Annotated in this window: 15 protein-coding genes, 1 tRNA gene and 1 pseudogene; 13 read left to right on the top strand and 4 right to left on the bottom strand. The window is 57.8% G+C overall.

Annotated features, from left to right (window positions below; genetic code table 11):
* Positions 1 to 81: 81 nt before the first annotated feature.
* Together AC1RJ3_RS13005 and AC1RJ3_RS13000 are read right to left on the bottom strand one after the other, a co-directional pair.
* Positions 82 to 158, bottom strand: a tRNA-Met gene (locus tag AC1RJ3_RS13005).
* A gap of 116 nt (positions 159 to 274) precedes the next feature.
* The gene (locus AC1RJ3_RS13000) at positions 275 to 2,332 is read right to left on the bottom strand and encodes a methyl-accepting chemotaxis protein (protein WP_054595604.1); all 2,058 of its coding nucleotides are present in this window, start codon (positions 2,330 to 2,332) and stop codon (positions 275 to 277) included.
* A gap of 332 nt (positions 2,333 to 2,664) precedes the next feature.
* On the opposite strand from AC1RJ3_RS13000, the gene AC1RJ3_RS12995 reads away from it, so the two are divergent.
* Positions 2,665 to 3,882, top strand: coding sequence for an MFS transporter (locus tag AC1RJ3_RS12995; protein ID WP_054595605.1), 1,218 nt, complete (start codon positions 2,665 to 2,667; stop codon positions 3,880 to 3,882).
* Positions 3,883 to 4,263: 381 nt separating this feature from the next.
* Positions 4,264 to 5,079 (top strand): 3-methyl-2-oxobutanoate hydroxymethyltransferase, encoded by an 816-nt coding sequence (gene panB, locus AC1RJ3_RS12990; protein ID WP_493079229.1) that lies wholly within the window; start codon positions 4,264 to 4,266, stop codon positions 5,077 to 5,079.
* 6 nt (positions 5,080 to 5,085) lie between these two features.
* On the opposite strand, the gene AC1RJ3_RS12985 is transcribed toward panB, so the two are convergent.
* Positions 5,086 to 6,480: an aminotransferase-like domain-containing protein gene (locus tag AC1RJ3_RS12985; RefSeq protein ID WP_493079242.1), complete on the bottom strand. Its 1,395-nt coding sequence runs from the start codon at positions 6,478 to 6,480 to the stop codon at positions 5,086 to 5,088.
* 453 nt (positions 6,481 to 6,933) lie between these two features.
* Here AC1RJ3_RS12985 and AC1RJ3_RS12980 point away from each other — a divergent pair, with 453 nt between their 5' ends.
* The 5 genes and pseudogenes from AC1RJ3_RS12980 (at position 6,934) to AC1RJ3_RS12960 (ending at position 10,585) form a co-directional block, all read left to right on the top strand.
* Positions 6,934 to 7,170 carry a helix-turn-helix transcriptional regulator gene (locus AC1RJ3_RS12980; RefSeq protein WP_493079228.1) on the top strand — a complete coding sequence of 79 codons (237 nt, stop codon included), beginning with the start codon at positions 6,934 to 6,936 and terminating at the stop codon, positions 7,168 to 7,170.
* Between the two features lie 613 nt (positions 7,171 to 7,783).
* Positions 7,784 to 8,071, top strand: a complete 288-nt coding sequence (locus AC1RJ3_RS12975; RefSeq protein ID WP_054595608.1) for a putative quinol monooxygenase — start codon at positions 7,784 to 7,786, stop codon at positions 8,069 to 8,071.
* A 31-nt stretch (positions 8,072 to 8,102) separates the two neighbouring features.
* Positions 8,103 to 8,990, top strand: a complete 888-nt coding sequence (locus AC1RJ3_RS12970) for a helix-turn-helix domain-containing protein (protein ID WP_054595609.1) — start codon at positions 8,103 to 8,105, stop codon at positions 8,988 to 8,990.
* A gap of 522 nt (positions 8,991 to 9,512) precedes the next feature.
* Positions 9,513 to 9,796 (top strand): annotated as a pseudogene (locus AC1RJ3_RS12965) (LysE family translocator); the annotation flags it as partial.
* Between the two features lie 165 nt (positions 9,797 to 9,961).
* Positions 9,962 to 10,585 carry a glutathione S-transferase family protein gene (locus tag AC1RJ3_RS12960; protein WP_054595610.1) on the top strand — a complete coding sequence of 208 codons (624 nt, stop codon included), beginning with the start codon at positions 9,962 to 9,964 and terminating at the stop codon, positions 10,583 to 10,585.
* A 15-nt stretch (positions 10,586 to 10,600) separates the two neighbouring features.
* Here the strand turns inward: AC1RJ3_RS12960 and AC1RJ3_RS12955 are convergent, their stop codons facing one another.
* Positions 10,601 to 11,608 carry an aldo/keto reductase gene (locus AC1RJ3_RS12955; RefSeq protein WP_103318476.1) on the bottom strand — a complete coding sequence of 336 codons (1,008 nt, stop codon included), beginning with the start codon at positions 11,606 to 11,608 and terminating at the stop codon, positions 10,601 to 10,603.
* A 92-nt stretch (positions 11,609 to 11,700) separates the two neighbouring features.
* Between AC1RJ3_RS12955 and AC1RJ3_RS12950 the strand changes: the two genes are divergently transcribed.
* The 6 genes from AC1RJ3_RS12950 (at position 11,701) to AC1RJ3_RS12925 (ending at position 17,294) form a co-directional block, all read left to right on the top strand.
* Complete coding sequence (locus AC1RJ3_RS12950) at positions 11,701 to 12,603, top strand: LysR family transcriptional regulator (protein ID WP_347928896.1); 903 nt, start codon at positions 11,701 to 11,703, stop codon at positions 12,601 to 12,603.
* A 314-nt stretch (positions 12,604 to 12,917) separates the two neighbouring features.
* Entirely contained in the window at positions 12,918 to 13,361 is a 444-nt protein-coding gene (locus AC1RJ3_RS12945) for a DUF3592 domain-containing protein (RefSeq protein WP_477747023.1), read from the top strand.
* A 3-nt stretch (positions 13,362 to 13,364) separates the two neighbouring features.
* The gene (locus AC1RJ3_RS12940; RefSeq protein WP_253416760.1) at positions 13,365 to 13,952 is read left to right on the top strand and encodes a hypothetical protein; all 588 of its coding nucleotides are present in this window, start codon (positions 13,365 to 13,367) and stop codon (positions 13,950 to 13,952) included.
* A gap of 437 nt (positions 13,953 to 14,389) precedes the next feature.
* Positions 14,390 to 14,506, top strand: coding sequence for a hypothetical protein (locus AC1RJ3_RS12935; protein ID WP_347928898.1), 117 nt, complete (start codon positions 14,390 to 14,392; stop codon positions 14,504 to 14,506).
* 175 nt (positions 14,507 to 14,681) lie between these two features.
* Entirely contained in the window at positions 14,682 to 14,906 is a 225-nt protein-coding gene (locus AC1RJ3_RS12930; RefSeq protein ID WP_347928899.1) for a hypothetical protein, read from the top strand.
* A 321-nt stretch (positions 14,907 to 15,227) separates the two neighbouring features.
* Positions 15,228 to 17,294 carry a type VI secretion system Vgr family protein gene (locus AC1RJ3_RS12925; protein ID WP_347928900.1) on the top strand — a complete coding sequence of 689 codons (2,067 nt, stop codon included), beginning with the start codon at positions 15,228 to 15,230 and terminating at the stop codon, positions 17,292 to 17,294.
* Positions 17,295 to 17,297: the final 3 nt, after the last annotated feature.

Here is a 17,297-nt window from a genome sequence, read left to right as displayed (position 1 = left end):
GATGTGAGCCGTCGGTGGGCCGGGTACTTTTCTTCAGGCATAAAAAAACGGCCTACCTTTCGGTAAGCCGTTTTTAGTACTTGGTGGCTACACAGGGACTTGAACCCCGGACCCCAGCATTATGAATGCTATGCTCTAACCAACTGAGCTATGTAGCCAAGTGGCGCGCATTATTGGCTCGTAACGATGAAGTGTCAAGCGTAAATCTAAAATATTTCTCTACGCTTTCAACCGCTTATCAACCCGCCCCATAAAAACGGATGAGTTTTCAGCTTTAACCCAGCTGAAACCGCCCGGTATTCTCGCTTAATGCCTTGCTGCCTGAACTCAAGGTGTCCGCCGCGAGGTTCACCGCTCGTGCGCCTTCAAGCAGGCGCACGGCGGCCTGATCGACTTGCTGGATGTTGCCACTGACCTCATCGGCCGTGCTGGCTTGCTCTTCTACCGCCGTCGCGATCTGCGCCAGGGTATCGGTGACGCTTTGCACCGCGCTGGCGATTTCCCCCAGCCGTTCGCCAAGACCGGTAACCGCTTGTGCGTCGGTTTGGGCCTGGCCGCAGGCGGCTTCCATCAGGGTCACGGCTTCGTTGACAGTGCTGCGCAGGCTGTCGACGGTGCCGGCGATCTGTGCGGTGGAGGATTGAGTGCGCTGCGACAGACTGCGCACTTCATCGGCGACCACCGCAAAGCCCCGGCCTTGTTCGCCTGCGCGGGCGGCTTCGATGGCGGCATTGAGCGCCAGCAGGTTGGTCTGCTCGGCCACACCGCGAATGGTGTCCACCACCAGTTGAATCTGCTGCCCTTGTTCGCTGACCCGGCCAAGGGCGGCGGCAGTATCGTTCAGGCGTTGATTGAGCTGCTGAATGCTCGCTGTGGTGCGTTGGCTGTCGCGGCTGCTCTCGGCGGCAATGCGCTGGGTCTGCTGAGCGCTGCCTGAGGCGTGTTCGCAACTCTGGGCGACCCCTTGCGAAGTGGCGGCCAGTTGCGTGGCCGCAGCAGCGATCTGGCTGATCTGCAACTGTTGGGCTTCGACTTCGCCCAGTGCCTCGCTGGCGTGAGTATTGAGGGCTCGCACCGCGTTGCCCAATTGCAGGGTTTCGTGATCGACCCCCAGCAGGCTGGTGCGCAGTTGCACCACCGCAACGTTGAGCGCGGTGCTGATCGCTGCCAGCTCATCGCGACCGTGCACCGGCACTTGCAGGCTCAGGTTGCCATCACGCAGGGCTTCGGCGAGCAGCGTAATGCCGCTGGCGCTACGGCGGATCGAAGCTTGCAGGCAGATGAACAAATACAGCGCGGCCAGCAGCAGGCAACCGAGGACGCTCGCCACCAGGATGAACTGGCGAATGGCCGAGCCGTGGTAGTAGTCCAGACGCTGATCCAGTGACACCAGCGTTTGCTGGCGCAGCGAGGCGAGGTCAGAGAGGAGGGCGTCGAGGTTGCGTTCGAAGTCTTCTGGTTTGAGCGTGATGCTGGCGCCGAACATGCCGTCATCCAGGCCTTTCAGTCCGGTGTCCAGATGCTTGAGGCTGTCGTGGTATTGCCCGGCCCAGGCTTGCAATGCACTGGGTAGTCGTGCTTCGAGCAAGCTGCCAGTCTTGATCAGTTGCTCGCGAGCGTCGCCAATGCGGCCGCGCAGATCGCGCAGTTGCAGACGGCTTTGCAATGAGAATTGTCCGGACACCACCGATGCCTGGCCGATGCTGGCAAGGCGACCGACCCGTTCGATCAGGTCTGGCGCGTGCTGGGTCGAGATCTGCGTCAGCAGGTAGGTTTCCAGCCAGGGAGCCAGGGTCAGGCGGTTATCCATGGCGATCTGTTCGCGCAGTGCTTGCAATGCGCTGAGGGCCGCAGTGAAACGTTCATAGCCATCCGGCCACCAACCGACGCTGCTCAGGCTTTTCGAGTCCAGACCATTGAGCGCGGTTTGCAGGGTTTGATAGCGACTGAGGGTGTCGGCTTCGGCCCCTTCGGTTGTCAGCGCATGGCCAAGATCGTTCACGGCTTGATTCAGAGCAGGCTGTACGGCATCGAACGCGGCCATCGCGGCGACAGTGGCCGGTGTTGGCTGGCGATTGGTTTCGGTGGCGCGCCAGCGCGCGGCGCGGTCGCGTTGGGCGGCGAGCAGGTTGTCCAGCGCGTCGAGGGCGATCAGCTGGCGGACACCGGCACGCTCGCCGGCGATCAGGCTGAGCTTGTCGCGGTAATCCTGGCCAATCATCCACAAGCTGCCCGCCAGCGGCAGGATAAACAGCAGAAACAACAACTGAAACTTGCGGGCGAAACCGAAACGCCCAAGCAGTCCAATCCCCGGTGCCAGAAAAGCCTGCATGCCCGACTACTCCTCTGGGCACCACGCACCAATGGCGTGCGGTCGCGGCGTTATGGCCGCACCCTGTGCCCTCATAAAAGGCCTCGAAAGTTCACCTCGGCGGGTCATGTGGGACCAGCGCTGTGGTGAAACTTCCCATTCTCGATCCCCTTTGTAAGGGGCCGCGTTGAAGCGGATAAGCAAGGCAAGATTCAGACCATGGCACTGCGCTAGCATCTGACGGCCGACAATCCAGAGATCGTTAGCAGGCTAAGGGGATGGCGTTGCTGCACCGAAAGATGGCACATTGTCGCACCTGCAAGTGCTCTCCTTTACGCTGTATGGAAACTCTCATGGCTACCAGTAACGCTCAAACTGTCGCATCGCCGGCACTCGCGACTTCGCAAAGCAGCCCGTTGGTCATGCGAATCATCGGCGCGGTGGCGCTGGCGCATTTGATCAACGACCTGATTCAGTCGGTGCTGCCGTCGATCTACCCGATGCTCAAGGCCAATTACGGGCTGACCTTCACCCAGGTTGGCCTGATTACCCTGACCTTTCAGCTCACGGCATCGCTGTTGCAGCCATGGGTCGGTTACTACACCGATCGCCATCCCAAGCCGTATCTGCTGCCGGCAGGAGCGATCTGCACCCTGGTCGGCATTTTGATGATGTCCCAGGTCGGCAGTTTTCCGTTGATTCTGTTGGCAGCGGGGTTGATCGGAATCGGCTCCTCGACCTTTCACCCGGAAGCTTCTCGCGTGGCGCGGTTGGCCTCGGGTGGGCGTTTCGGGTTGGCGCAATCGACCTTCCAGGTCGGTGGCAACGCCGGCTCCGCATTTGGGCCGTTGCTGGCGGCGGCGATCATCATTCCGTTCGGTCAGGGCAATGTCGCCTGGTTCGGATTGTTCGCCGTGTTTGCGTTGGTGGTGCTCTATGGCATCAGCCGCTGGTACGCCAATCACTTGAGCCTGTTCAAGCTCAAGCAGGGCCAGGCAGCAACTCACGGGCTGTCGAAAGGCAGGGTGGTGAGCGCGTTGGTGGTGTTGGGGCTGTTGGTGTTTTCCAAGTATTTCTACATGGCCAGCTTCACCAGTTATTTCACGTTCTACCTGATCGAGAAGTTCGACCTGTCGGTGGCCAGTTCGCAGTTGCACCTGTTTCTGTTTCTCGGAGCGGTCGCGGCGGGGACCTTCTTTGGTGGGCCGATTGGCGACAAAGTCGGCCGTAAGGCGGTGATCTGGTTTTCGATTCTCGGTGTTGCACCATTCACCTTGATCCTGCCTCACGTCGACCTGTTCTGGACCAGCATCTTGAGCGTAGTGATTGGCTTCATCCTGGCCTCGGCATTCTCGGCCATCGTGGTCTACGCGCAAGAACTGGTGCCGGGTAATGTCGGCATGATCGCCGGGGTGTTCTTCGGCCTGATGTTCGGTTTCGGCGGGATTGGTGCGGCGCTGCTGGGGCATCTGGCGGACATTCACAGCATTGAATACGTGTACAGGCTGTGTTCGTTCTTGCCGCTGTTCGGGGTGCTGGCGATCTTTTTGCCAAGGACCCGAAAAGCCTGAGCAGAACCCTCGTGAGGCCAAGGCGCTGACGATCCCGTCGGCGCTTTTTTTTGCGTTCAGATTCGCCACGTCACCGGGAAAAGCGACGGGATCGTGGATAAATAGGGGGCGTTATCAAGGGGCTCTAAACAGGTATTCATGAAAACTCGCGACTGAAACAACATCCGAACCCAGTCCCTTAAATAGGTCGTGCCATTTGAAAAATGCGACCAGGTCTATAGCCGGCAATGTCCATCTAGTTGCCAGGAGGGGCAATCAGGCAATGCACCTGGGTTGCTTTTTAGCGCAAATCTGTACATTGAGTTTCCTTGCATTTAACCAATAATCGGGCACCTCCTACGCCCATCCCGCGGGGGGTTCAATCACCACAGGAAGACACTTGTGAGCATCCATACCCGTACTAAACGATTGTCGGTTCCACAACTGGTCGCGATGAAGGGCCAACAGAAAATCGTATCCCTGACGGCGTATTCCAGTTCTATTGCCAAGCTGATCGACCCTATCGTCGATTTCATTCTGGTCGGTGACTCCACTGCAATGGTCGGCTATGGCCGGGCCTCGACACTGAGCATGCAGCTTGAAGAAATCATCGGCCACATCCGGGCCGTGGTCGACAGTACACGTCTGTCCTGTGTCATCGCCGACATGCCTTTCGGCAGCTATCAGGAATCCAACGAACAGGCCTTTCGCAATTGTGCCCAGGTCCTGGCGCGCACCGGTTGCGATGCTGTCAAGCTGGAAGCCAACAAGGCCCTGTCGGGTACCGTCGAATTCCTGGTGGCACGTGGTATTCCGGTCATGGCTCACGTCGGGCTGATGCCGCAGTTCGTCAATGTCATGGGTGGTTTCAAGGCTCAGGGTCTGTCCGCCGAAACCGCTGCGGTGATTGCCGAGGATGCCCGGGCCAACCTCGAAGCCGGAGCTTTCAGCCTGCTGCTCGAAGGTGTGGCCGAAGGTGTGGCTCGGCAGATCACCCTGGATTCGAAAATGCCCACCATCGGCATCGGAGCTTCACCGGCTTGCGACGGCCAGGTGCTGGTGACTGAAGACGTGCTGGGCTTGGGCGGTGAGCAAGTGCCGCGCTTCGTCAAACAGTACGCCGATGTCGGCGCGGTGATTCGCGACGCTTGCGAGCGTTTTGCCGAAGAGGTGCGTCATGGCCGCTTCCCTGAAGCGCGGCATTGCTATGGGCTCTAGGTATGGCTAGTGCTCTTCGCCGATAGCCTGGGCCAGTTTCTTCAGGGCCTGGGGAATGTCCTTGCTCCAGTCGAGGGTGTAGCTCAGGCGCAAGTGATGCCGCCAGAACCCCTGTTGGCTGAAGATTTCCCCTGGGGCGATGACGATGCGCTGGGCCAGCAAGCGCTCGAACACCCGCCGCATGTCCGCTGAGTGTCTGGCCTCGAGCCAGAAGGTCGCGCCGCCTTGGGGGGCGACCACCCGCAACTGGCCATCGGCGTGTTCCTCCAGCAGGGCCTTCATGCGTTTCATACGGTCCAGCAACATGGCTCGCAGCACCATCAGATGCTGATCGATGCGCCTGGAACTGAAGAGTTTGGCGATCGCTTTCTGACGGATCGGCGACAGGCGAAATGCCCGTTCCAGGAATAGCCGATGCAACTGCGGCCCGTGCCGACGACACAGGACATAACCGTAGGGCGCTTCCGAGCCGATGATCTTGTCGAAGGTCGAGAATACCAGCAGTTTTTCCGGATCGGCAAAATCGCGATAGCGGGCGGGCTTGGGTGAAAAACAGAATTCACCGTAGCTGTCGTTTTCGAACAGCCAGACATCCCGCTCCGCCAGCCAGCGACAGATCTGCTGTTTATCCTGCGCTGGCATCAGCTTGCCTTGGGGAATGTTCACGGTCGACGACAGCACCGCCAGCCGGACGGGCTCACGCCTGAGCAGCTCACTGAGCGCGGGCAGGTTGAAACGTCCATCCTCGCCGAGGGGTACTTCGATCACGCGGATCTTCGCCGCCTGTAACTGGCGCAGGATTGCCCATGAGCAAGGTGATTCCACCAGCGCCACAGTGCCACCCAGATTCAGCGCACTGAGGGACAACTCCAGCACACTGCGCAGGTCCGAGCCGATATACACATGCTCGGCCTGCCAGTAGCGGTGAGTGGAACTGGTGTAGCGATCGGCCAGAGCGCCGCGCAGCTCGGGCTCGCCGAACGGCTGATAGAGCGGTGCATGGGAGCGTGGGTACTGCCGGGCCAGTTCGCGCTCCATCATCAGTAGCGGGTTTTCCAGCGACAACAGCATCGCTGGCGCATCGCTGCTAAGGGCCAGCATCCTTGGCTGGCGTGCGTTGGAGAACACGTTGTCGAGCAAGTTGGGCGAGTCTTCACTCAATAATGGTGCCGGCATCGCCTTGGTGAAATAACCGAACTTGGGTTTGGCATAGATCCGCCCCTCGTCCTCGAGAAGCGAATAGGCATACTTGGTCGTCGACACCGACACGTTCAGGCGCTGGGCCAGTTGCCGCAAGGATGGCAATTTCTGCTCAGGTTCCGAATGGGCGATCTCGATCATCTCGACAAGATAGCGGTACACCGCCTGATAGGCGAAGGAAGTGCCCTTGTTTGTATCCATGCTCACTTACTGTCATCCCTGTGTGCCCACCTCATGACAACGCTGCCGACCTCATGACAACGCTGCCGACCTGGCGTGGTGTGCCTGAGGCGTGTTGTTTCAACAGTCTGCCATGTTGAGGGGGCGATCCCAAAAAGCAAAATCCCCGTATCATCGAGTGATGACGGGGATTTTGAGTCTATCGAGATCCGTGTAAAACCACGGTCGCTGTTAGACGTTAAACCGGAATTCGAGGCTGCTGGGGCCGTGACTGAAGGGATGTTTGCGCTGGAAGCAGAAATATAGTCACCCCCGTATACACTTTAATGTTGGCTACTCTATTTCCAGGTGTTGATGCGCGGTTTGTCCCGCTTCCTGTAGATAAGTCATCCAGAGAGTGAATCACGGATTTTCTCGTGCTGAAAATAAAAAAGTGAGAATTCGTGAACTGAGAATATACACTGCTGACACTGCATGCACACCGATAAGCGGAGAGGTAGTTATGCAGATCATCCGCGGAAAGCCGTTTGCAAAAAGCTGGGAGGCATCAACCCTTCAACGCTCTGGCGTCTTAAACGTAACGCCCCTTCCTTCCCGGCTTCGGTGCAATTAAGCGGTGGGGTAGTGGGCTGGTTTGAGCATGATCTCGATCTTTGGCTCGAATCTAAAGCTACCTGGACCTCAACCAAGGAGGGCATTAAAAATCGCTGACTACTTCAGACCTTCCCAAGGTCAACGGATTCCGGCACCAAGGGGCATTCTGGCGTCGGCGCCAACACCCCGACTCCCAAATCATTAAAATTCCATTGCTTCGGTGGAAGTATTCCGCTCGCCCGAGTTACCCAAGATAGGCCGTTTTTGGACCACGCCTGACTCTCCGTTCCCGCAGGCGGCGCATGCCATCGGCTGTCGCGCAAGAAAAACGCAAAAGTGACTGGAATCGTGCATTTTTAATCATTTTTAATCATTTTCATTTTTTAACTATATATATAGTCGTTGCTTCCATAGCGAATTCTTTGCGCCATATCGAATCTACACCAAAAAGGAATTTACATAATAGTCTCTAACGAAAGAGGGTTTTGGGCTAGCGCTGAGCATCATGTGAAAGGAAAAGATTTTATTGAGGCAGTCCAGGTCAAACAATGGATCAAGAACTTAGTGGTTTCGCTGGTCGGCCTGGCCATGTTAGATCCGGGAACGGAACAGCAAATGAAAGCCTGAACATTCTTTTCGTATTCTGCGCATTTTGTTTGGTCACCTCGTCAATCTATGGTTCCTGCAATCGATGATGTTTTTTGTAGTCAAATCCAACTGGAGAAGTAATATGTCCGTCAATCTCGTCATCAGCTTTAATGTAAAAGAAGAAAAACTGCAATCGTTCAAGGACATCATGAACGACGTGAAGATCAATCTGCCGAAGGTGGACGGTTGCCAAACGGTCAAGATCCTCAACCACCTGGAAGATCCACTCGCGTTCACGCTGGTGGAAGCCTGGGATTCGCGTGAAATGCACGGCACCCACGTCGACCTGATGATCTCGAGCGGTCAGTGGAGCGTCATCGTCGAGCATCTGAGCAGTGCGCCGGTCAGCGGCTACTTCAGCGAAGTTTGATGCCGTAACAATTTGTTGAGAAGCCATAGCAATGACACTCGAAGTAGTACCGGCGGCGCTTTATTCGATGCGCAATGTAAAGCCTATCCTCGCTGACGGTAGCTCGTCCATCCTCCATAAAACGCTTGAAACGAACCTGGAAAACAAGGCGATCTATATCGCCACGCCGTTGATCGTCTACATCAAGCAGGGCAAGCAGATTATTCGCGACTATGACGCCATGGCCAATGTCGTTGACGAGAATCATTTGATTTTCCTCTCCAAAGGCGTTTACACGGTATCGGACTACGTCACTGGCAGCGATATCTTCGAGGCGGTGCTGCTGTTTTTCGACGACAAGCTGATCGCCAAATACCTGTCGCGCGCGGTCGGCACAGGCAATTCGCACACGGACGGCCTGCAGAAAAACGTGCACGGCACTTATACCCTGCACGCCAATGAACAGATTCAGCGCTATATCGATTCGCTGAATTATGTCTACAAGGGCGCGGAGGGCTCCGACGCGCTGCTGGAATTGAAACTGCTCGAACTACTGCACCTGATCGCCATCCAGGACAAGTCCTTCCGTTTCCTGCGCGAGCTGTCCTGCGGCGGCAGCCGCAAACGCCGCCTCATCACCGACTTCATGGAGCAGTACTATTCGCACAAGCTGAAGATTGAAGACTATGCCCTGCTGACGGGACGCAGCGTGTCGACCTTTATCCGCGACTTCAGGCGCAGCTACAACACCACCCCGAACCGCTGGATCATCGAAAAAAAAGTCGACATCGCGCATCAGCTGTTGACGGCTAAAAATTATTCCGTCACCGACGCGGCTGCGGAGGTGGGATATGAAAATACCTCCCACTTCATCAAGGTCTACAAGCAACGGTACGGTGTCACGCCGAAGAAAGCCAAGACCTTCGCGGCAGAACTGTAGCGCGACAAGGCCCAAGCCCCCCGCTGCCGCGACAGGGTGTTGTTGGGCGTGGTTGTAGGCGCCGACTAAATTTTGGTTCTTCACGGAATCCCGGGAAACACAGAAACAAGAACGCCGATTCTGTTGAAAAAGTCGATCTGCCCAAACTGCCCGATCATTGACTGGTGAAAACGCCTTTTTTGCACGCGGCTACGTAAAATCCGACTCTGGAAGCCTCTGCCAAAAGTAAAGATTTCAATCCCGGATGCGCACTTTTTGATGCGCAAACCATGGCCGAGTTTTTCAACAGAATCGGTCGATTCCGGCCTGTCACAACAGGCAGTTCCTGACCGAAAGCCCTCATCCATAATGCACGCGGCTGACCGCGTCAGAGTGTTTGGATGCGCTATTGGGGCAAGCCATTGCTCACGTTGAAGTCAAACGTATTCCCAGGGAGCGGATACCCGGTGCTGCGACCGCTGTATGACGTTTTGTCAGTCAATCTGTATCTAACGTTCCCCCCTTTGACCACCCTACTATCGCAGTCTTGGTCTGGCGGTTCCCTATGCGTATGACGCGCTGCGACTCGGCTGCGCGCGCTATCTGCTCTACCTTGCCTGGCAAGCGGTCAAGTCCAACACGCCGACCACGGCAGCATGCTGGCGCAATCCATCGTGCTCGGTTTTACGCAGATCGTCATTAGCGTGAGCGTCAACGCGCTGATTGCCGTCATGGCTGGCCCCATCGCGACATTTCTCGCCAGCAGGCCCGTGTGGCAGATCGTGCAACGCTGGCTGATGGAGACGGTCCGCGCGGGCTGGCCGTAGAAGGGCGGCGCTGAACCGGTCTGTTTGCGGTTGGCGCGGCGCGGTAAACCTGCGTCACCCGGATTTGAGAGCGGCCCCTGTGCATCGCGCCGGGCGCACTAGAAAAAGATCCGAGTGGGTTATCGAAAGCCCCTGACCAACCACCCTGAACGATAAGGACATGAAATGTTGCGCATATTGGGTAAGGCATCGTCGATCAATGTACGAAAGGTACTTTGGGCATGCGCCGAGATCGAAATCCCCTTTGAGCGAGAGGATTGGGGGTCTGGCTTCAAGTCGACGCGCTCGCCCAAATTCATTTCGCTGAACCCCAACGCAACGGTGCCGGTGATCCTGGACGACGACTTCGTGCTCTGGGAGTCAAACTCGATCATTCGGTATTTGGCGTCTCGCTATAACGGAGGTCATTTTTACCCGGTCCAACCGAGAGCAAGAGCGCGGGTGGACCAATGGATAGACTGGCAAGCGTCGGACCTCAACAAATCGTGGACGTATGCCTTCATGTCGTTGGTCAGGCATTCGCCTGACCATCAGGACAGCAGAGCCTTGGCAGCCGCTTGCAGCCTGTGGTCAAGGCACATGGAGATCCTGAATCGACAACTCGAATCAACAGGAGCCTACGTCAGTGAAGACGGGTTTTCTCTCGCAGACATACCGATAGGCCTGTCGGTTAACCGGTGGTTTGAAACACCGCTCGATCATCCAGACTTTCCTGCTGTAAGTGCCTATTACGAACGGTTGAGTCGTCGACCTGGCTACCTCCTGCATGGAAGAAACGGGACTCCGTAATAGTTCAGCATGGTGTCAGGCGGCGCCAGGGACATTTGTTCCCATGCCCGACGGCAGAAACGGCCGAATTTCGTCGATTTCCGCCGTGTCAAGGCGCAACTCCGAGGCTGCAATCAGCCCGTCTACTTGTGAGGGACGGCGGGCACCGACAATAGCGCCCGTGACTACCGGTTTGCGAAGTACCCAGGCGATGGCAACCGCAGCAGCGCTCACCCCGTGCCTTTCTCCAATGCGTGCCATAACATCAACCAATGCCAGGTTCGCACTCAAACGGGGCTCCTGGAAGTCAGCACTTCGGGCCTTACGCCAGTCGTCTTCGGGCAGTTGCAAGATGCGTTCGCGTGTCATGCTGCCGGAAAGTAGCCCCGATTGAAGCGTGGAATAGGCAAGGACACCCATCCCGGCCCGCTCACAGAATGGCAGGACGTCCTTCTCGATGTCTCGCATCAAGGCGGAGTACGGCGGCTGGAGCGAAACGATCTCTGTCACCGCCTGTGCCCGCTTGAGTTGAGCGACATTGAAATTTGATACACCGATAGCGCGAATTTTTCCTTGATCGCGCGCGGTAGCCAAAGCCGAAAGCGCCATTTCAATACCTTCACTGCTTGCGTCGGCAGGAAAAGCAGGCCAGTGGATCTGATAAAGATCGATAGTCTCGACTTGAAGCCGGCGCAAGCTTGCGTCGATCTCGGCGAGCAAGGATTGGGGGGCCAGTGAGTGCGAAATCGCCTTCGTGACCGGGTCCCAGACCAAGCTGCCTTTGGTGAACACCAAAGGACGCCGCGAGGCCGGCACCCGACGCAGCAATTGCCCCACTAATTGCTCCGCATGGCCCAAGCCATAAACCGCAGCGGTATCAATCCAGTTCACGCCGCGTTCGACGGCATACTCAAGTGCGCTCAGGCTGTCCTTGTCATCCTGCGCTCCCCAACTGTACTCCCAACCGGTGCCGGCGATTGCCCATGTCCCCAGGCCAATAGGTGAAATAAGAAAATCCGATGAACCAAGACGATTCCGTTGCATAGCGACCTCTGCACAAATGATGTGAGAAGTATCCGAGAGAGATCTCACGACGATAAGATGAGTAATCGCATTTGAACTACTGAACGACATTCATGAGTCAGCCCCCCGATCTATCTGAACTCGATGCCTTTGCCGCCGTTGCTCGCCATCGCAGCTTTCGCAAGGCCGCCGACGAGCGTGGCGTTTCGGCTTCCGCGTTGAGTCACGCGATGCGCGCGTTGGAGGCGCGCCTGGGCGTCCGACTGCTCAACCGAACCACTCGTAGCGTAACCCCGACCGAAGCCGGACAGCAGCTATTGGCGACGCTGCTCCCGACCCTGCAGCAGGTTGCCGATACGTTGGCGCAATTGACCTCGATGCAGGAAGTGCCCACTGGCAAACTTCGACTCAACGTGGCGCGTCCGGCGGCTCGCATTGTGTTTGCGCAAGTGCTCGCGCCCTTCGTAGCCAGGTATCCACGCATTCAGTTGGACCTGATCACCGATGATGGATTGACCGATATCGTGAACGACGGCTTTGACGCTGGAGTCCGCTTTGGTGAAAGCCTGGCCGGCGACATGATCGCAGTCCCTGTCGGCGCACCTCAATCGTTCGTGACCGTTGCTGCGGATGCCTATCTGGCCGCGAAGGGGATCGCACACGCACCCCGCGACTTGCTCGACCATGCGTGCATTGCCAGACGTTTTCCCAGTGGCAAACTTTACGCCTGGGAATATCAAGCAGACGGTCAACCGATACGGTTGTCCGTCACAGGCCCGCTCATTCTGGAAGACGATGCGCTGATGATCCAAGCGGCGAAAGATGGCGCTGGTATTGCCTATGTCTACGAGGAACTGGCGCGCGACGATATCCGGAACGGGCATCTCAGAGAAATACTCCAGGAATGGAAAGCACCGCCAAGCCGATTCTTTCTTTATTACTCCAGCCGGCACCATGTGCCACCAGCCTTGAAAGCGTTCATCGAATTCATCAGGGCGGGTGACTTGCGAACCTGATTCAGAACCATCGCGACCGGCAGCTAAGGGGCGATTGTTGTCCTCGCGACCGGTTGAATCCACAGCCGAAAGTGGTCCCGCCAAGCAACTGGCCGATCCCACTTGCTCGCAAGCTCGACCCTAAAAAGGATGGCCGGCATTGATCCAGCTTTCGGTCTGCTCCTGGTTGGCCGAGAGTGTCGATACTTTCCTTGCTTCGGTCAGGACGTCGCAATGCTCGAACAGGCATTATCTGCTGCGTCGTACAAAGCACTTCCCGGTGGTTTCTTGTTATCCTGACTGCCTTCTTTCATGGACGAATACCGAGACAAGCCATGGCTAACCTCACCCCGTCACGCCTCGGGAAGATGCTTCAGGGGCTGCTCTTTGCCCTGATTGGTATCGGCTTGTTGGGCATTGCCGTCAATCTCACGCTTGAACGACGCGAATTCCTCGCCCACGCACAGACCGCCGATGGCATCGTCAGCCACTTGAATGCCGGTGGTTCGCATCCCGAAATCGCCTTCACCACCAGCAGTGGTGAAAAGATTTCCTACCCCCAGGGCGGCTTTATTTTTGGCTATCGGCAGGATCAGCCGGTGCGGGTGTATTACCTGCCCGAGCAGCCGGCCAGTAGCGCCGTGGTCGATACCCCTGCCGCACTGTGGGCCACTCCCGGGGTACTGGGTTGTATTGGTCTGCTGTTCACCCTTGCCGGCCTGTTAAGGGTTATCCGCCAGTGCGGTCGCGGCGCAGTTCATTCACATAAAGGACTTTGAACGATGAGCTACAACATCCCGATCCCGCTCAATGAGAGTCGCTGGCAGTATCAGACCGCCAGCGGTGGCGGTCTGACCGTAGCCCTGGTGGCGGGCAGTGGCGGTTCGATCATCCTGCGTTCGCCCCAGGGCGAGAACGTCAGCTACCGCTACGGCGGCGTCGGGTTGGGGGTCGGATTTGGCGCTCGCCTGCCGCGTTTCGGCAAGATCAATATCCAGCTCAAGGGTAAGAGCGTAGGGGCAGCCGGTGCGGCGGAGGCTTTTCCCAGCACTGGCAAGGTGTTTGTCAGCGACGCCCTGGTCAGTCGTGACCTGACCAGTGACGACATCACCGGGCCTTGCCTGTATACCGAAGTGGGGGCGGGGCTGGTGGTCGGTGGTTCGGCCACGGCCCTGTTGTTCGGGCTTGATCCCAAGCTGCTGGCGTTGGCGGCGGTTCTGAGCTCCAACCCGGCGACCTCGCTCATTGCCTCCTCCACGGTCAACCGGCAGTTGCTGCAGTCGGCCAAGGGGGCGGTGGTCATGGCCGGCATGAACGCTGGTGTGCAGGCCGGTGGAGGCGCCGCGATCTACATGGGCTATCTGTTCTAGTCGCGCATAGCAGGTCGATATAACGCCCACAAAAAAGCCGCGAATCAACGCGGCTTTTTCGATTTCAACAACGCTAGACGTTAAAACGTAAGTCTGACCTGCAGGTCCCGTTCTGCAAGGGGGGCTGTGCGCCATCCCGCGGAATATAGTCACCCTCGTATACACTTTGGCTTTTGCTACCCTCTTCGCAGCTCTAGAAGCCCGGTTAGTATCGCGTCCTTTATCGAGAGAGCGAATCACGGATTTTCGAGAGGTGAAAATAATAAAATGAGACTCCGTGACTTGGGAATGACCGCTGCTGACACTGCATGCAACTGATAAAGCGCAGAGGTAGTCATGCAGATCATTCGCCGGAAAGCCGTTTGCAAAAAGCTAGGGGGCATCAACCCTTCAACACTTTGGCGTCTTGAGCTAACGACCCTTCATTCCCACCTTCGGTGCGATTAAGCGGCGGAATAGTAGGGTGGTTCGAGCATGATATTGATCATTGGCTCGAATCCAAAGCAGCCAAACGGCCCACGGTAGCCGAATCCGCCGCTCGGCAGAACGCCTGAATGCAGAAGCCCGCTTTGGCGAGCGGGCTTCTGGTGACTACAGCAGGGGGTGTATGGCGCTCTTCAGCTTGGCGGTTGAAGAGTCACAATACGATGCAGCTACCGTGAAGTTAGCAGCCTAGCTCTCATCCCCGCTGTTCGCGAGTAAGTGTGCTCTGACGCACGAGAGGCGAGTGTGCCTGATGGGAAACTATTTCGAGAACAGCACACTAGTGGTAACGGAAGTATCGATGCCGCTGGCCGTTTGGATCTCAACGCCGGGGTCGCAAGCGCCGTGGATGCTAAAGGTAAAGGCATCAAGAGCATCATAGATGCGGCGGTGAAAGCCCTGTTTCCTGAAAACATCAGATCATTCATAATTCGCCCCACTCTCGACCTGATGATGGACCACCAGTTTTGATGACCTTTCATATCTGCCCTGCTCTGGGCTGCCCACCTAGGTGAGGCGCAGGATCGCCCGCTACACCATTCGACCTCAATCGCCAAGCTATCGTCCCACGCCAAAGCTCGAAGGCAAGGTGCTGGCGGGAGTGCGGATCGGCGAGCGGAATAACGAATTGCATTACCAATTCAGTGACGCCACCTGATCACGCCATAACCCCTGTAGGAGCCGGCTTTCTGGCGATCAATGCCTCGCGGTGTATCAGATACACCGCCATCGCCAGCAAGCTCGCTCCTACAAGGGCTACGGCGCTTCACCTATCGTTCAACGAGATAACCGATGCTATTCACACAAGCCACCCGCCTGGCCCAGATCAACAGCCCCCTCGGGCCGGATGTCCTGTTGCTCAAGGACTTCGGCGGTGGTGAGGAACTGGGCCGGCTGTTCGACTACGAATTGCACCTGACCTCCAACGACGGCAACCTGGACCTCAACCAGTTGCTGGGCAAGCCCATGAGCCTGTCGCTACAGGTCCAGGGCGGCCTGCGGTACTTCCACGGCATCGTCGCGCGCTGCAGCCAGAACGTCAGCCAGGGCCAGTTCGCCAGCTATTCGGTGACCCTGCGCCCCTGGCTCTGGCTGCTGACCCGCACTTCCGACTGCCGGATCTTCCAGCACCTGAGCGTCCCGCAGATCATCAAGCAGGTGTTCCGCGACCTGGGTTTCTCCGACTTCGAAGACGCCCTCAGCCAGCCCTATCGCGAGTGGGAATACTGCGTTCAATACCGCGAAAGCAGCTTCGAATTCGTCAGCCGGCTGATGGAACAGGAAGGTATCTACTACTACTTCCGCCACGAAAAGGATCGCCACGTGCTGGTCCTGGCCGACGCCTACGGTGCCCACCACAGCGCCCCGGGCTACGAGTCGCTGCCGTATTACCCGCCGGACGGCCAGCATCGCGAGCGCGATCACCTCAACGGCTGGCACCTGGCCCAGGAAGTCCAACCCGGTTCCCTGGAGCTCAACGACTACGACTTCCAGCGCCCCAGCGCGCGGATCGACGTGCGCTCGGCCATGCCGCGCCCGCACACCGCCGGCGACTATCCGCTGTATGACTACCCCGGCACCTACGTGCAGAGCCAGGACGGCGAGCACTACGCGCGCACCCGCATCGAAGCCATCCAGAGCCTGCATGAACGGGTCAAGCTCAACGGCAACGCCCGGGGCCTGGGCTCGGGGCATCTGTTCAGCCTCACCGGCTTCGGTCGCCAGGACCAGAATCGCGAATACCTGATCGTCGGCGCGCGTTACTACATCGCCCAGGAAGGCCTGGAAACCGGCGGCGCCTCGCCCGGTACGCAGTTCGAAAGCAGCCTCAGTTGCATCGACGCGCAACAGAGCTACCGCCCGCTGGCCAATACCGCGCGACCCACCGTCAAGGGACCGCAGACTGCCGTGGTGGTGGGACCGGCCGGCGAGGAAATCTGGACCGACCAGTTCGGCCGGGTCAAGGTGCACTTCCACTGGGACCGCCACGACCAGTCCAACGAAAACAGCTCCTGCTGGATTCGTGTGTCGCAGGCCTGGGCCGGCAAGAATTGGGGCTCGATGCAGATCCCGCGAATCGGCCAGGAAGTCATCGTCAGCTTCCTCGAAGGCGACCCCGACCGGCCAATCATCACCGGCCGGGTCTACAACGCCGAACAGACGGTGCCCTACGACCTGCCCGCCAACGCGACCCAGAGCGGCATGAAAAGCCGTTCGAGCAAAGGCGGCACGCCAGCCAACTTCAACGAAATCCGCATGGAAGACAAGAAAGGCGCCGAGCAGCTGTACATCCATGCCGAGCGCAACCAGGACATTGCCGTCGAGAATGACGAAAGCCACTGGGTCGGGCATGACCGGCGCAAGACCATCGACCATGACGAGACGGTTCATGTGAAGCATGACCGCAACGAGACAGTGGACAACAACGAAAGCATCACTGTGCATGCCAACCGCGACAAGACCGTCGACCGCAACGAGACAGTGAAGATTGGCATGAACAAGTCGGAAACCATCCTGATGGCGTCCTTGCAGAACGTTGGCATGGGCCGGATGGAAAACGTCGGATTTGGCTACAGCCTGAACGTCGGCATGATGATGAATACCGTCGTCGGCCTCAGCCAGACCACCCAGGTGCTGAAGAAGAAATCCGTTTCGGTGGGCGAGGCCTACCACATTGGCGTTGGCGGCGCAGAGGAGGGTTCGAGTATCAGCCTGGACGGCAACAGCATCAAGCTGGGCAGCAAGGTCATCGAGCTGACGGCCGACCAGGAGATTCGCCTATCGTGCGGCCAGAGCACCCTCCGCATAACGGCTTCGGAAATCGAGATTCTTTCGCCCAATGTCGACATCAACTGCTGAACG

It is taken from the genome of Pseudomonas sp. GW822-FHT04C11 (assembly GCF_058800905.1).
This window is presented reverse-complemented; position numbering and strand designations above follow the sequence as displayed.

Bases quoted from the DNA above. Each gene is read 5' to 3' on its own strand.
- AC1RJ3_RS13000 (WP_054595604.1), bottom strand. From the start codon at position 2,332: ATGCAGGCTTTTCTGGCACCGGGGATTGGACTGCTTGGGCGTTTCGGT.
- AC1RJ3_RS12995 (WP_054595605.1), top strand. From the start codon at position 2,665: ATGGCTACCAGTAACGCTCAAACTGTCGCATCGCCGGCACTCGCGACT.
- AC1RJ3_RS12985 (WP_493079242.1), bottom strand. From the start codon at position 6,480: ATGGATACAAACAAGGGCACTTCCTTCGCCTATCAGGCGGTGTACCGC.
- AC1RJ3_RS12980 (WP_493079228.1), top strand. From the start codon at position 6,934: ATGCACACCGATAAGCGGAGAGGTAGTTATGCAGATCATCCGCGGAAA.
- AC1RJ3_RS12975 (WP_054595608.1), top strand. From the start codon at position 7,784: ATGTCCGTCAATCTCGTCATCAGCTTTAATGTAAAAGAAGAAAAACTG.
- AC1RJ3_RS12970 (WP_054595609.1), top strand. From the start codon at position 8,103: ATGACACTCGAAGTAGTACCGGCGGCGCTTTATTCGATGCGCAATGTA.
- AC1RJ3_RS12960 (WP_054595610.1), top strand. From the start codon at position 9,962: ATGTTGCGCATATTGGGTAAGGCATCGTCGATCAATGTACGAAAGGTA.
- AC1RJ3_RS12955 (WP_103318476.1), bottom strand. From the start codon at position 11,608: ATGCAACGGAATCGTCTTGGTTCATCGGATTTTCTTATTTCACCTATT.
- AC1RJ3_RS12950 (WP_347928896.1), top strand. From the start codon at position 11,701: ATGAGTCAGCCCCCCGATCTATCTGAACTCGATGCCTTTGCCGCCGTT.
- AC1RJ3_RS12945 (WP_477747023.1), top strand. From the start codon at position 12,918: ATGGCTAACCTCACCCCGTCACGCCTCGGGAAGATGCTTCAGGGGCTG.
- AC1RJ3_RS12940 (WP_253416760.1), top strand. From the start codon at position 13,365: ATGAGCTACAACATCCCGATCCCGCTCAATGAGAGTCGCTGGCAGTAT.
- AC1RJ3_RS12925 (WP_347928900.1), top strand. From the start codon at position 15,228: ATGCTATTCACACAAGCCACCCGCCTGGCCCAGATCAACAGCCCCCTC.